We start from the raw sequence: 15,752 nt of genomic DNA, 5'->3' as shown, positions 1-15,752 counted from the left end.
CCATTGAAACCATCACGGACTCTGGCCTAGCCTCCCGGATCACAAGGGTGAAAGAGGTAATGCGCCGTGCGATCCGATCCGCTCATGACGATCTCCGAACTGGTTTTATCGCACTCCAGAATTCGGGGCGAAAAAATCGCTTTTCACGACGACTGCCGGAGTGTTGACTACCGGCAGCTGGAAAAGCGCACCCGGGGTCTCGCCGGGAGACTGGGAGCGGAATGGCTGCGGCCGGGCGACCGGGCGGCGATCCTGCTCGGCAATCGCATCGAGACGATGGAGAGTTATATCGCTCTCGCCCGGGCCGGCGCGATCGCGGTCCCGCTCAACCCCGCCGCGACGGAAGACGAGCTGTCCCATGTGCTGCGCGACAGCGCATGCCGAGTCGTCATCACCGACCGCGCGCACGCCGCTCTGCTGCGGCAGGCGGCACCGGACGGCCAGGCGCCCGCCCTCGTGATCGCGGGAGACGGCCCGGCGGTGGAGGGGTCCCTCTCCTTCGAGGCACTGGCGGACACTCAGGTGCCGGCGCCCGCGCCCCGGGACGACCTGGGGCTCGACGACGTGGCATGGATCTTCTACAGCTCGGGGACCACCGGCCGGCCCAAGGGCGTGCGGGCCACCCAGCGCGGCTATCTGTGGTCGGCGTCCGCGTCCTACCTCGACATCCTGGGCCTGTCGGCAGCGGACCACATGCTGGTTCCCATCCCGCTGCACCACGCCTTCGCTTACAGCCTGTGCGTCGGAGTGCTGACGGCGGGAGCGACCGCGCGCATCGTGACCGGGTTCGACGCGGACGAGGTGGCGGACCTGCTGGACACGGACGCGTACACCTTCCTCACCGGCGTTCCCACCATGTTCCACCAGCTCGTGACCGCCGCCCGGGGGCGTGACGCCGCCCCCGCGGGGCCGCGTGTGTGCGTCGTGGCCGGCGCTCCGAGCAGCGCACGGCTGCGGAGCTCCTGGCAGGAGACCTTCGGCGTGCCCCTTGTGGACGGCTACGGAGCCACGGAGATCTGCGGCGTCGGTACGCTCAACTGGCCTGTGGAAAAGGGCGCGGAGGAGTCGTGCGGCCTGCCGCTGCGCGGGCTCGGCGTCCGGCTGGTGGATCCGGGCACCGGAGCGGACGTCCCCCCGGGCGGCGAGGGCGAGATGTGGATCAGCGGCCCCAGTGTCATGCCCGGCTACCACAACCTGCCCGAGGCGAGCGCGGCCGTGCTCGTCGACGGTTGGTACCGCACCGGTGACCTCGCCCGTGCGGACCGCTCGGGACGCCTCGCTCTCACCGGCCGTATCAAGGAACTCATCATCCGCGGCGGAGAGAACATCTCGCCCACGGAGGTCGAGGAGGTCATCGCGTCCGCTCCCGGTGTGGCGGACGTCGCTGTGGCGGCCAGGGACCACGAGGAGCTCGGGCAGGTGCCGGTGGCGTTCGTCGCCGCCGCGGCCGGCCGTGTCGACGCCGAAGAACTCCTCGCTCTCTGCCGCCGCCGGCTCGCCGCCTTCAAGGTTCCCGCCGAGATCCGCCAGGTGGAGGCCGTGCCACGCAACGGCTCGGGCAAGCTCCTCCGGAGCCTGCTGTGGGAGCGTCCGAGCCGGCTGCTGGCGCCCGCGCAAGCGACCGCTGCCGCGCCGCAGGATCCGGAGCCGCACCGGCGGCCGGCCGAACTCGACCCGTCCGGGCGGGAGGAGCTGTTCACCGACCTTGTCCTGGCCGAGACCCGGAGCCTCCTCGAACGTGAGGGGCAGGGGCCGGTGGAACTCAGCGGGGACTCCGTCTTCATCGCGCTGGGTCTGCCGTCCGCCGGAGCGGTCCACCTGCGCAACCGGCTCACGGAGGTCACCGGCATCCCCCTGCCGACGACGCTCGTCTACGACTACCCGACCCCGCGTGCCGTCGCCGGCCGCCTGCGTGAGCTGACGGGCCCGGCCGCCTCATGCACCCCCGTCGCGCTGCCGTACGAGGCGACGGCGGACGAGGCGACGGCGGACGAGGCGACGGCGGACGACGATCCCATCGCCGTCGTCGGCATGGCCTGCCGCTATCCGGGTGGGATCGCCACCCCGGACGACCTGTGGCGGCTGGTGAGGGAGGGAGAGGACGCGACGTCGGACTTCCCGGCCGACCGCGGCTGGGACGTCGAGGCGCTGTACGACCCGGAGGGCATGCGCCCGGGTGCCACGTACACCCGGCGGGGCGGGTTCCTGCACGGCGCGGCGGACTTCGACGCGGAGTTCTTCGGGATCCCGCCCCGGGAGGCGCTGACGATGGACCCGCAACAGCGACTGCTGCTGGAGACCTCGTGGGAGGCCCTCGAACACGCGGGAATCGGTCCGCGGACCCTGAAGGGCTCCCGCACCGGGGTCTTCGCCGGAGTCATGTACCACGACTACGGGCCCGGTGAGAACGCGGGCAGCCTGGTCTCGGGGCGAGTGGCGTACACGCTGGGCCTGGAAGGTCCGGCGATCTCGGTGGACACGGCCTGTTCGTCCTCGCTGGTGGCCGTGCGTCTCGCGGCGCGGTCGCTGCGGTCGGGCGAGTGCTCGCTCGCGCTGGCGGGCGGCGTGGCGGTGATGGCCACGCCGGGCTCGTTCGTGGAGTTCTCCCGCCAGGGCGCGCTGTCCGGCGACGGCCGGTGCAAGCCGTTCGCCGCCGCCGCGGACGGCACGGCCTGGGGCGAGGGGGTCGGGGTCCTCGTCCTGGAGCGGTTGTCCGACGCGCGGCGCCTCGGGCACCGGGTCCTGGCGGTGGTCAAGGGCGGCGCGGTCAACCAGGACGGGACGTCCAACGGCCTGACCGCCCCGAACGGCCTGGCGCAACAGCGGGTGATCCGGGAGGCGCTGGCCGGTGCGCGGCTGTCGGCCTCGGAGGTGGACGTGGTGGAGGCGCACGGCACCGGCACCACGCTCGGCGACCCGATCGAGGCCCAGGCCCTGCTGGCGACGTACGGGCAGGGCCGCCCGGAAGGACAGCCGCTGTGGCTGGGGTCGTTGAAGTCCAACATCGGTCACACACAGGCCGCCGCCGGTGTGGCGGGAATCATCAAGATGGTCATGGCGATGCGGCACGGCGTGCTGCCGCGGACACTGCACGTGGACGAGCCGTCCCCGCACGTGGACTGGGCCCAGGGTGCGGTGTCGCTGCTGACGGAGGCCGTGCCCTGGCCGCGGACGAGCCGCCCCCGCCGGGCGGCGGTGTCCTCGTTCGGTATCAGCGGCACCAACGCGCACGTCATCCTCGAAGAGGCACCGGAAGCACAAGGACTGCGAGCGGGCCACGACGGCGTGCGCGCCACAGGGTCGGTGACGCCGTGGGTGCTGTCGGGCAGGACGCGCTCGGCCGTGCGAAGCCAGGCGGCGCGGCTGCTGAAGCGGGTCACCGAGGACACCGGCCTGGACCCGGTGGACGTGGGGTTCACCCTGGCCGTCGGCCGGGCGGCGCTGGAGCACCGCGCCGTGCTGCTCGGCGGTGACCGCGACGCGCTGGTCGCCGCCCTGACGGCCCTCGCCGAGGGGGAGGCCGGCGCGAGCGCCGTGGTGACCGGCGCGGCCCGGGGCCGTTCGCCCGTGGCGTTCGTGTTCCCCGGGCAGGGCGCGCAGTGGGTGGGCATGGGCCGGGACCTGCTGGAGTCCTCCCCGGTGTTCGCCGCCCGGATGGCGGAGTGCGAGGAGGCGCTGAGCGGCTACGTCGACTGGTCGCTGAGCGATGTGGTGCGGGGCGCGGCGGGCGCGCCCGGCTTGGACCGCGTGGACGTGGTGCAGCCGGTGTCGTTCGCGGTGATGGTGTCGCTGGCCGCGCTGTGGCGCTCCCTGGGGGTCGAACCCGCCGCAGTGGTGGGGCACAGCCAGGGGGAGATCGCCGCCGCCTGCGTCGCGGGCGCGCTGACGCTGGACGACGCGGCCCGTGTGGTGGCGCTGCGCAGCGCGGCGATCGCGGCGCTGTCCGGACAGGGCGGCATGGTGTCGCTGTCCCTGTCCGCGGACGAGGTGCGGACGCGCATCCGCGGCTTCGGCGGACGCCTGTCGCTGGCCGCGGTCAACGGGCCTTCCTCCACTGTGGTGTCGGGCGACCCCGGCGCGTTGGACGGACTGCTGGCGGCGTGCGAGGCGGAGGGCGTACGGGCGCGTCGGATCAGTGTGGACTACGCCTCGCACTCCGCTCAGGTCGAGCGGCTCGAAGCGGAGCTCGCCGAGGCGCTGGGAGGTGTGCGGCCCCGCTCCGCCGCCGTGCCGTTCTACTCGTCGGTGACCGGCGGGCTGCTGGACACCGCCGTGCTCGACGCGGGGTACTGGTACCGCAATCTGCGGCAGACGGTGGAGTTCGAGCAGGCCACCACCGCCTTGCTCAAGCGCGGCATCACGGTGTTCGTCGAGGTCAGTGCGCATCCGGTACTCGCCGTCGGGGTGCAGGAGAGCGTCGACGCGGCGGACGCCCGCGCCACGGTGGTGGCGACACTGCGCCGTGACGAGGGCGGCCTGGCCCAGGTCGCCGCCGCGGCGGCCGACGTGTTCGCCGCCGGTGTGCCGGTGGCGTGGGAGGCGCTGCTGACCGGTGGCAGGCGGGTCGAGCTGCCGACGTACGCCTTCGAACGGGAGCGGTTCTGGCTGCCCGCCCGGAGCGCCGCCGCCCCTGTGGCCGCTCTGGGTCTCGCCTCGGCGGACCATCCGCTGCTCGGTGCGGCGGTGCTGCTCGCCGAGGAGCGCGGCGCGGTGCTGACCGGGCGCCTCTCGACGGCGTCGCACCCCTGGCTGGGCGAGCACGCCGTACGAGGCGTGGTCCTGCTGCCCGGCACCGCGTTCGTGGAGATGGCGCTGCGCGCCGGGGACGGGGTGGGCTGCCCGCACCTGCGGGAGCTGATGCTGGAGGCGCCCCTCGTCCTGCCCGAACACGGCGCGGTGCGCGTGCAGGTGGCTGTCGGCGCTGAGGCCCCGGACGGGTCCCGCCCAATCAGCGTCCACTCCAGCCCCGAGCATCCCGACGACGCGCCCGTGTGGACGCGGCACGCCACCGGCGTCCTCGCCGGTGCTACGGCGGATCCGCCCGCCGAGGACGGTGTGGGCGCGGTGTGGCCGCCCCTGGGCGCCACGGCTGTCCCGGTGGACGACCTCTACAGCACGCTGGCGGGCCTGGGGTTGACGTACGGGACCGCCTTCCGGGGCGTATCGGCGGCGTGGCGGCGTGGTGATGAGGTCTTCGCCGAGATCGCCCTGCCCGGGTTGCTGTGGGAGGACGCGCGGCGGTTCGGCATCCACCCCGCACTGCTCGACGCGGCGCTGCACCCCGCCGCCCTGGGCGGGGACTTCGGCGCCGACGACACGGGGTACACGCGGCTGCCGTTCTCGTGGAGCGGTGTCACCGTGCATGCGCGCGGCGCGAGCGCCCTGCGGGTGCGGATCGCGCCCGTGGGCCATGGGGCGATCACCGTGCGGGCGGCCGACCGGACCGGTGCTCCGGTCGTCCAGGTCGATTCCCTCCTGCTGCGCCCGATCGCTCCCGGGCAGCTCGCGGCCGCCCGGAGCGCGGGCGACGAGCGTGCGGCCCTGCTCCGACTGGACTGGGCTGTTCGCTCCCCCTCCCCCGCGGCCCTCCCCGGACCCGCCTCGTGGGCCCTCATCACCGCCGACGAAGCGCCGGGCGCGCCTGTGGGGGTGCCGGTCTACGCGTCGGTCGGCGCACTGGTCAGCGCCGTCCGGGCCGGTGCGGCCGTGCCGGAGGTCGTTCTGCTGCCCGTGACCGGCGCGGGTGCGGGCGATCTGCTGTCCGGCGTGCGGAGGGTCGCGTGCCGGACACTGCGGGCGCTGCAGCAGTGGCTGGCCGAGGACGTGCTCACCGCGTCGCGTCTGGTCGTCCTGACCCGCGGCGCCGTGCGCGCCGGCGCCGGCGAGGTGGACCTGGTCCAGGCCCCGGTATGGGGGCTCGTACGCGCCGCCCAGAGCGAGAACCCCGGCCGCATCGGCCTCGTCGATCTCGACGGTGCGCCGCACGGCTCCTGGACGTCGCTGCGGGAGGCCGTGGCGTCGGACCTGCCGCAACTCGCGATCCGCGACGGGAAGATCCACGCCCCTCAGCTCAGCCGCCAACGGGCCGCCGCCGCGTCCACGGCCCCTGGACTCGGTGCGGGAACCGTCCTGATCACCGGCGGCACCGGTGGTCTGGGCGCTCGGCTGGCCCGCCATCTGGTGACGCTGGGCGTGGCGCACCTGCTGCTGCTCTCCCGCCAGGGCGAGCGGGCCCCGGGGGCCGAAGCCCTGCGGGAGGAGCTCACCGCCGCCGGAGCGCGCGTCACCGTCCGCGCGTGCGACGTCGCCGACCGGGCACAGCTCAGTGAGGCGCTGAGCGCGATCGACGCCGCGCATCCGCTGACCGCCGTGGTGCACGCGGCCGGTGTCCTCGACGACGCGGTGATCGGATCGCTCTCCCCTGAGCGCGTCGACACCGTTCTGCGGCCCAAAGTCGACGGGGCCTGGCATCTGCACGACCTCACGGCCGGTCTGGACCTGTCCGCCTTCGTGACGTTCTCCTCCGTCTCCGCGGTCATCGGCGTGCCGGGGCAGGGCAACTACGCCGCCGCCAACGCCTTCCTCGACGCGCTCGCACAGCACCGCCGCGACGCGGGCCTGCCAGGGCTCTCCCTGGCCTGGGGGCTGTGGGACCAGCGCACGGGGATGACCGGGCACCTGGACCGCTTCGACCTCCAGCGTCTGGGCCATGGCGGGATGAGCCCGCTCACCGCCGAGCAGGGAATGGCGCTGTTCGACACCGCCCTGGCCACGGCCGGGCCCGGCACGGATGCGGCGCTGGTCGCCCTGGCCCTGGACCCGCCCACCCTGCGGGCCACCGAACCGCACCTGCTCCCACCGCTGTTCGCCGGGCTGCTCACCCAGCGGCGCGCCACCGCGGCGGCCTCGGCCGCCTCCCGGCGCGAGCTGCCGCCCGCAGGCCGCCGCACCGGCCCGCTCTCCCGGGAGCAGGCGGTCGACCGGCTCCGGCACCAGATATCCGGCCTGCTGGGCTTCGACGCCGACCGGTTCGACGTCGCGGCGTCGCTCACCTCGCTGGGTATGGATTCGGTGCTGGCCATGCGGGCTCGCGGCGTCGTGGAGCAGGACTTCGGCCGTACGGTGCCGATCGCGCTGCTGCTCAACGGCGCCGGCGTTACCGACATCGCCGACCACTTGGTGGCCGAGACCGCCGACGTCACGCACCGGGAGCGCGACGCGGCGCCCGTCGCCGCCGCGGCGGTCGGCGAGATCGTGTTCCGGCCGGCGACCCGGGACGTGATGCGGCTGGTGCGCGCGGAGCAGCAGGGCACGCCGGGTGTCACGCACCACATCGGTTTCGCCGTGCGGCTCGCCGCGCCGACGACACGCGAGCGGCTGAGCGGGGTGCTGGCCGGGCTCGCCGATCGGCACGCGGCGCTGCGGACGGCGATCGTCCCGGACGCCGAGCACGGTCAGCGGCTCGAGATCCGGCCGCAGGGTTCGGGCGTGCTGCCGCGCTGGTCTCCCGTCGGCGACGGCGTCGACGTCGATCAGCGGCTCCGGGAGCTGATGGAGCCGCCGTTCGATCTCGCCGTGTCCCCGCTGTGGCGATTCGAGCTGCTGGAGTATCCCTCCGGCGAGCAGGTGCTGATCTACGGTGCGCATCACGCTGTGTCCGACTTCCCCTCGCTCGTCCTGGCGGCGGCCGAGATCGGTATGGGGCTGTCCGGTGCGCAGCTGCCCCCGGGTCCGTCCCTTCAGGACATCGATCTCCTGCTGGGGGCGCAGCGGGCGGCTGGTCGCGACGCGGCGACTCCGCAGGGGCTGGAGCGCTACGCCGGGTGCGGCAGGCTGGAGCTGACCTTGGCCAGGCCCCGGCCGGCAGCGCGCAGCTACCGCGCGGCCACCGAGTTCGTCGAGCTGCCCGAGGAACTACTCGAGCGGGTCACGGCGCGGGCGCGGCGGCTCGGCATCACCCCCGCCGCGCTGTGGCTGGGCACGCTGACCGTCTTCCTCGCCCGCCTGCGCGAGCGGGAGCGGTTCGTGCTGGCGGTTCCGGTGGACACCCGGATGCACGCCGGGGCGCTCGACGCGCTCGGGTTCTTCGGCATCCCGATCCCGTTCGCGGCTGAGGCGGCGTCGGGCGAACCGGTCGCCGACGTGCTCCGCCGGACCGACAGCCGCCTGAGCGCGGTGCTGGAGCGGGGAGTCACGCTCTTCGACGCGATGCCCGCCCTCGTCGCGGCGGGCCTGCACCGCGACAACGCGCCGCTGATCGAGGTGTATTTCAACTACATCCCGCCGCAGGCGCTGACGCTGCACGGGCTGGAGGTGCTGCCCGCGGGCACCGGCTACTCGGACCTCGATCTGATGATCACGGTGGTGCCCGACCTGGGCCATCTGCGCCTGGACTACAGCCTCGACATCCTCGACGGGCCGAGCTGCGCCCGGTTCGGGCGCGCCTTCCTCGCCCTGGTCGCCGAGGTGGCCGCGGGCACGGCGGACGCGGTCGACGCAGTGGACGCGGTGGACCGTGCGGCCGTGGAGACGCGGGCCGGCGCGCCCCAGGCCGGGGAAGCGGAGCCCGCAGGCATCGCGATCGCGGCCACCTTCGCCCTCGGCAATCTGCCCGCACTGGTGGACACCGCCCTGGAGGGCGCCGGACTTACCACCGTCGAGGCCCCGTACCACCAGGTACTGGCAAGCCTGCACGATCCGGCGGGTGTGCTGAGCGCGCCCTCGACCGCGGTCGGCGTCGTGCTGCTGCGCGCCGCGGACCTGGGCCGTTTCGGCTCGCTCACCGACGACGTGCTGGCCGATCTCGCCGAGGAGTACCGTGCCGCGCTCCGCGCCCTGGCCGAACGGACGGGAAAGCCGCTGGTCGTCGGCTTCCTCCCGGCCCGCTCCGAGGACCGGCGGCTGCGCGGCTGGGAGCAGTCGGTGGCGGCAGGTCTGCACGGCCACCCCGGCATCGCGCTGTTGGACGCCGACAGCTGGAGCCGCGGCACGGGCGTCGACAACGTCTTCGACGAGCAGACCGATACCCTCGCCCACCTGCCCTTCCGGATGGAGTTCCAGGCGGCCGTGGCGCTGACCGTCGCCGAGCTGGTACGAGCGGTCCGGCGCACGGCACCCAAGGTGATAGCCGTGGACGGGGACGAGACCCTGTGGAGCGGCGTCGCGGGCGAGATCGGACCGGACCGGGTCGATGTCGGCGGGGACCGCGCGCGGCTGGCCCGCCGTCTGCTGGAATGGCGCGCCGCGGGCGTACTGCTGGTGCTGGTGTCCAACAACGACGAGGCCACCGTGCGCGCCGTGCTGGAGCGGCCCGACAGTGTGCTCGGTCCCGACGACTTCACCGTGATCGCCGCGGGGTGGGACCCCAAGTCCACGCGGATCAGGGGGGTCGCCGACGAGCTGGGGCTCGGTCTCGACACCTTCCTGTTCCTCGACGACAACCCCGTGGAAATCGCCGCGGTGCGGGCCACGCTGCCCGAAGTCCTGTGCGTGACGTGCCCGCCCGCGGACGAGCTGGCGGACTTCCTGACGCGGCTGTGGCCGGTCGCACCACGAGCGGCGACGCGTGAGGACGCCGCCCGGGCCGAGTTCTACCGCCAGGAGAAGGTACGCGGCGCGGCACGCGCGCAGACGAGTTTCACGGAGTTCCTCGAGCGGCTGCAACTGGAGCTCGACATCCAGCCGCTGTCCGCCGCCACGGTGGAGCGCTCGGTCCAGCTGGGTCGGCGTACGAACCAGTTCAACCTGCGCCCCTCCCTGCTGGACGCGCAAGCGCTGCCGCGGTGGCAGCGGGAGGGCGAGGTGTGGACGGCGTCGGCGCGCGACCGGTTCGGCGCGTACGGGCAGATCGGCGTGGTGGCGATCCGTCCCGACGGCGACACGCTCGACGTCTTGGCGTGGATGCTCAGCTGCCGGGTGCTGGGCCGCGGCGCCGAAGAGCGGCTGCTGCGGTGGCTCGCCGACCGGGCCGAGGCCCTGGGCTGCCGGTCGGTCCGGCTGACCGCCGAACACACGGACCGCAACGTCCCGGCACGGCGGCTGGTCGCCGCCCTGGGGGGCGAGGACGCCGACGCGCCACAGCTCCGAGCGGTGGTCACGCCGGCGCGGCTGAGGGAGTTCCGCTCGTGGAACGCCGCAACGACACAAACAGGGGAGGAGACCAAGTGAGGGAACCGGACGTGAAGGGACCGGACGGGCCGGGGAGCTCCGGCCGCCGGCACGAAGAAGAGCTGGTCGAAAGCGGCGGTCGCGGCGCGGCCGCGGTGGCGGCCCTGCTGGCCCGCTTCGACAAGCCGGGCCCCGCGACGCCGCCCGCGGCGACAGGCGGCGCCGGCGGGGCGTGGAGCCTGGACGGGCTGGCCTCGGCCATCGCCTCGAAGGCGGCCCGGTTCCTGCACGGGGCGCCGGTCGATGCCGAGACCGACCTGTTCGAGGCGGGGGCGACCTCGGTGGACGCGGTGGAGCTCGTGGCGGCGCTCGACCGTGAATTGGACGTCCGGCTCAGCCTGGACGACGTCTTCGCGGACGCCCGGCCCCGCCGCCTCGCGCAGCGCTGGCTGCGCACGACCGGGCAGCCCGCCCTCGCCACCGCTCCCACGGCCGCGCCGGTGGATGAGGAGCCTCCGCAGAGCGACGACAACGACGACCTCGCGCTGATCACCGCCGACCTGGCGCGCGCCGACCGGCTCCCGTGGTGCGGCGACCCCGACCCGGCCCCGCCCCGCCGGATCCTGCTGACCGGTGCGACAGGCTTCCTCGGCAGCCACATGCTCTTCGACCTGCTGCGGCACAGCCGCGCGCACCTCGTGTGCCTGGTGCGAGCGGACAGCGCCCAGGCCGCGGAACAGCGCTTGGCCGAGGCGCTGACCAGCTTCGCGCTGCCCTGGTCCGCCGAGGTCAAGCGCCGGATCACCGTGCTGGTCGGCGACATCCGGCAGCCGCGGCTGGGGCTGTCGGACGACCGGTGGGCGGCGCTGGCGCAGGAGCTCGACTCCATCGTCAACGTGGCGGCGGCGGTCGACTTCCTCCGGGGCTACCACTCGCTGCGCCGGACCAACGTCCTGGGCGCGCTGACGCTGGCGGAACTCGCGATGACCGGCCCGGCCAAGCCGCTCCACCACATCTCGTCGGTCGCCGTGTTCAACGAACTGGGCGTCACCTCCATGGGCGAGGACGACCCGGTCGCCCACGTCGACCGGCTGGCCGCCGGATACGACAAGGCGAAATGGGCCGCGGAGGCGGCGCTCCGGCGCGCCCGCGAGCGCGGTCTGACGGTGACGTTCCTGCGCCCGGGCGGCATCGTCGGGCACACCCGTACCGGCGCGTACAACGGGCATGACATCAGCTCCGGCTACATGTCGGTGATCTCCCGCTACCGGACCGCCCCGGCGATGCGCTACCTCAACGTGGCGCCCGTCGACTGGGTGAGCCGGATCGCGACCGCCGTGGTGTGCGAGCCGAGCGCCTGGGGCCAGAACTACCACCTGACCGGCCGGGCCAACACTCTGCCCGAACTGGTCCGCGACATGGCGCTGGGCGGTATGAACGTCCAGGTGCTGGGGTGGGACGACTGGCTGGCCGACTTCCTGTCCCGCATGGAACGCGACCCGGTTCCCGAGCTGGAGTTCCTCGCCCGCGTCCTGCGCAACCCCGCCGCGCAGAAGCTGTGCGAGGCGACGTTGCTGGGCCCGGCGGCGACGAGCGAGCGCACCGACGCCTTCATCGCCCGGCACAAGCTGCCCCCGGCCACCCGCTACGACGCCAAGGCCCAACTGAAGAACTACGAGCGGATGGCCCGCGACGGCCTGGTCGTCCTGCCCCGCCGCGAGGACCCGCCCCATCTGTGGTTCCCGGAGACGATGCGGGGAAAGCTGGGCCCCGTCGACGGCTCGCCCGACACCCGCTGCGCCTTCGCGCTGACGCTGTCCATCGCGAGCATGTACCAGCTCACGGAGCACCGGACCATCCACGTGAGCGGCACGGTGACCTGCCCGAGGCTGCACAAGGATCCGCTCACGGTCGAGGACGGCGAGATCTGGGTCCGCCCGGACGAGGGGATCCCGCTCAGGCACGGCACGGACCACCCCCTGCTGCGCTACCGGCTCGCCCTGCGCGACAGCGACGGCCAGGCGTGGTGGCTGGAGGGCTGGAAGACGGCCCGGGCACGGACCGACTACTGGAAGCAGGCCCGGACCCTCACGGTCGAGGCCGGCCGGGAGGGCGAACCGGCCAGTCTGTCCGGCGTGATGAAGGTGCCCGGCAAGAGCTACCGGCGCGAGCAGATCGACGGCATCCGGGTGAATCCCGCCCTGTCGCTGCAGGAGCAGCGGACCGCGAAGCTCACCTGGCTCCTGTGGTTCACCCAGCAGATGGTCCAGGGGCTGGCGGAGCCCACGCTGCGGGCCGGAGCCGATCTGCTGGATCTGCGCCGGGACGCCATCGACCGGGACAAGGACCGGTTCCAGGCGAAACTCAAGAAACTGGACAAGGACAGGGAACGACTCACATGACGCTACGGCCGCTCCACATTCAGCTCGACGGCGCCACGCTCGAGCAGATCCCGTTCGAGGCGTCCGACGGCGCCGAGCTCGGTCTGTGCCGGATCGCCGCCGACGGCGCCGCCGGCACCGACCGGCCCGCGGTCCTGCTGCTCCACGGCCTCACGGCGTCCTCGGACATCTTCACCCTCCCGGAGACCCGCAACCTCGTGGACGTGCTCCTCGACGCCGGCTACGAACCCTGGCTGCTGGACTGGCGGGGCAGCTGCCGGCTGCCGCACAACGAGCGCCGGGAACGCTACTCCTTCGACGACGTCGCGCTCTTCGACATCCCCGAGGCGGTCGCGTACATCCGCGGACGGATCGGCGAGCGCCGGCTCTTCGTGGTCGCCCACTGCCTCGGCGCGATATCGCTGTCGATGAGCATGACCGCCGGGTTGGTGCCCGGGCTGGCCGGCGTGGTCGCACAAGGCGTGTTCATGACGCCGAAGGTCAGCGGCAGGACCCGGCTGCGCCTGCACCTGGGCGGCGAGCTGCTGCGGACCCGCTGGGCCCATCTCCCGGTCGACTTCAAGAAGGTCGGGCTGCGGTCGCGGTACACCCCGGTGTTCGCGCTCGCCTCCCTGTCCGCCGACTGCGACGACCCCACCTGCCAGATTCTCCAGAACTCGGCCTGGGGCACGGGCGCGTCGCTCTTCGCGCACGAGAACCTCGACAAGATCACCCACGATCGGCTGGCCGAGCTGTTCGGGACGCTGCCGACGTGGGTGCTGCCGCACCTGCGGCGCATGGAGCTCGCCCACTCCGTGGTGCGCTGGAACCCTGGTGGCCACCGCTACGGCCGTCTGCCGGAGAACGCCCTCGACCACGCCGACCGCATCGACTGCCCCGTCATGCTGGTCTCCGGCAGCGACAACAAGATCTGGCTCGACTCCAACGAGCTGTGTTACGACGTCCTGACGCGGCGGTTCCCGCAGCTCGACGTCCGCTATGTCGAAGTCCCCGGGTACGGCCACATGGACCCGATCATCGGCCGTGGTGCCGCCCTGGACGTGTTCGGCCCCGTGGTCCGGTTCCTCGACGAGCACCGCCGGTCCGGCGCGGTGGTCGGGAGCTGACCATGGCCCTCCACCAGGCCCTTCAGCGGGCCGTACGAGCCGAGTTCCCGTCCGTCGGGCAGGCCGCGTATCTCGACACGGCATGCATCGGCATCGCTCCCCGGACCGCCGTGCGGGCCGTGCGCGACTTCGTCGACCAGGTGCACCAGGTCCCGCCCGATTCGGGCACGGCCCACCACGGCCGCCTCAACCGGGCGCGGGACGCGGCGCGCCCCCGGGTGGCCGAGCTCATCGGCGCGCAGGCGCGGGACATCGCCCTCATGGAGAGCGCGACCCATGCGCTGAACACCGCGGCGCTCGCGCTTCCGCTCGCCTCGGGAGACGTGGTCGCCGTACCGGAGACCGAGTACATCCAGATGGGTGTCACCTGGTCACAGCTGGAAAGCAGAGGTGTGAAGATATGCAGGATCCCTCATGAGGACGGCAGTATCACCGTCGACACGATCGACCGGTACCTCGATTTCCACGTGTCGGCTCTGGCGCTGAGCTCCGTCCAGTGGACCACGGGCTTCCGCGCCGATATCGCGTCGATCTCCGAGCTGTGCCGCGAGCGCGGCATCATGCTCCTCGTGGACGGCGCCCAGCACATCGGAGCGGTTCCGTTCGACGTGTCGCGCACTCCCGTGGACGTCCTCGTGAGCAGCGGCCACAAGTGGCTCAACTCACCCTTCGGAACGGGCTTCCTCTACCTGTCCCCCGGCATCCGCCCCCGTCTGAACCGCCCTCTGCACGGATTCTTCGCGGCGGACCCACCGGCTGCCACCTGGGGTGAGGCTTTCCTGCGGCCCGATACCGACCCCTTCCAGGAGTTCACCTACACCGACGACGCACGGGCTTGGGAAACCGGAGGAACGGCGAACTACCCCGGCGGCATCGGGCTCTCCGCAGCGGTGGACCTCATTCTCGCCCACGGCATCGACGAGGTCTGGGCGCGCGTGTTCTCCCTGACCGAGCACCTCCTGGAGGGGCTCCTACGGACGGGCGTCCACATCGTCACCCCGCGGGCGGTCGAGCACCGGTCAGGCATCGTCACCTTCACCACGGGACATAACGCTTCCGACATCGCCCTCGCCGAGCGTTTGTCGGCATCGGGCGTCGCCGTGAGCGTGCGCTACTCGGGCGGCATGGGCGGCATCCGGGTCTCCTGCCACTGGTTCAACTCGCCTGCGGACGTGGACCGCCTGCTGGCGACGGTGAGCGGCGCGCCACAGGCACGGCGCGGCCGACGACCCGCGGCCCGCGGCGTTCGGTCCCCGGCGCAGCGGAGTACGGCGTCCCGCCATCCGTGAGCCGCCCGCAGGCGCGCGTCGAGGGCCTGAGCCACGGGGCTGTGGAACCAGGAAGGGGGCGGACGGTGTGCCGGGAGGGCAGGCGTACGAGGCGGTGGCCGCTACGCCCGCCCTGCCCGCCTCCCTGTGCGCGTGCCGTCAAGGCGGAGCGCATGGACGGGTGGGTGGGGGCCACTGCGGTCCCGGCGCGCAGCGGCGCCTGGACCCTCAAGTGCCGGGCCCCGGGGGCCGCCGGGCGACCCCCGGGCCCCTGGCCGCAGGGACTCCCCGTCTGCACGAAGTTTGACAAGTCTCACCGTGGTCTGACCGCCGCGCGGTGGGCTGGTCCGGGGATCAGTGAAGTCGGGCGCGGAGGAGCCACGCTCACAGGCTCTCGGGGCCGGTGTCCCCGGCGCGCGCGGCGACTGCCGCCTCCAGCAGGGTCCAGCCGTCGATCTCCACCAGTCGCCGCTCCGCTGGTTGCCACCCGCTGTCCAGCGCCACGTCGAGCAGGGCTCGCACGGCGCCCGGCTCGTGGAGGTTCAGGTCCGCTCCCTGGGTGAAGCCCACGTCCCCGGAGCCGAAGGGTGCCCCGCCCGGGACGTACCGGCCGGGCCCGTCGCCAAAGACAATACGCAGCGGGCCTCCGGTACCGGCCGGCTGCGGGGAGAGGGTGAGGATCTGGCGGCAGTCCACGGACCGGCCATCGTGGTCCTTTCGGTGGCTGTGGCGCATTGTCCACATGTACACGCGCCCGTCGGCGACCAGCCGGCGGGGCTTCTTCGAATGGCGAGGCACGCAGCCGAGGGTACGCGGTCTGACCTACCAGGCACCTTGCGGGCGTTGTCGGCTATTGATGCTAGGGCGGC

5 protein-coding genes are annotated in these 15,752 nt (G+C 73.2%); 4 read left to right on the top strand and 1 reads right to left on the bottom strand.

All coding sequences use genetic code 11. The features are described 5' to 3' along the window. Positions 1-84: 84 nt before the first annotated feature. From LUZ64_RS32425 to LUZ64_RS32410, 4 genes are read left to right on the top strand one after another with little or no spacing between them, the layout of a single operon-like run. Positions 85-10,167, top strand: coding sequence for a type I polyketide synthase (locus LUZ64_RS32425; RefSeq protein ID WP_095584581.1), 10,083 nt, complete (start codon positions 85-87; stop codon positions 10,165-10,167). Beyond that, entirely contained in the window at positions 10,164-12,509 is a 2,346-nt protein-coding gene (locus tag LUZ64_RS32420) for a thioester reductase domain-containing protein (RefSeq protein WP_232399005.1), read from the top strand. The genes LUZ64_RS32425 and LUZ64_RS32420 overlap by 4 nt, the downstream gene beginning before the upstream one ends. Then, a complete protein-coding gene (locus LUZ64_RS32415; protein ID WP_095584580.1) occupies positions 12,506-13,615 on the top strand; it encodes an alpha/beta fold hydrolase in 1,110 nt (369 codons plus the stop codon). Before LUZ64_RS32420 ends, LUZ64_RS32415 begins: the two co-directional genes overlap by 4 nt. 2 nt (positions 13,616-13,617) lie before the next feature. Then, complete coding sequence (locus tag LUZ64_RS32410; RefSeq protein ID WP_095584579.1) at positions 13,618-14,904, top strand: aminotransferase class V-fold PLP-dependent enzyme; 1,287 nt, start codon at positions 13,618-13,620, stop codon at positions 14,902-14,904. Between the two features lie 363 nt (positions 14,905-15,267). On the opposite strand, the gene LUZ64_RS32405 is transcribed toward LUZ64_RS32410, so the two are convergent. Next, the gene (locus tag LUZ64_RS32405; protein WP_211305165.1) at positions 15,268-15,681 is read right to left on the bottom strand and encodes a hypothetical protein; all 414 of its coding nucleotides are present in this window, start codon (positions 15,679-15,681) and stop codon (positions 15,268-15,270) included. Positions 15,682-15,752 lie beyond the last annotated feature (71 nt).

The organism is Streptomyces albireticuli (assembly GCF_021228125.1).
GTDB lineage: Bacteria > Actinomycetota > Actinomycetes > Streptomycetales > Streptomycetaceae > Streptomyces > Streptomyces albireticuli.
The sequence above is the reverse complement of the archived record's forward strand: the minus strand, read 5'-3'. Positions and strand labels throughout refer to the sequence as shown.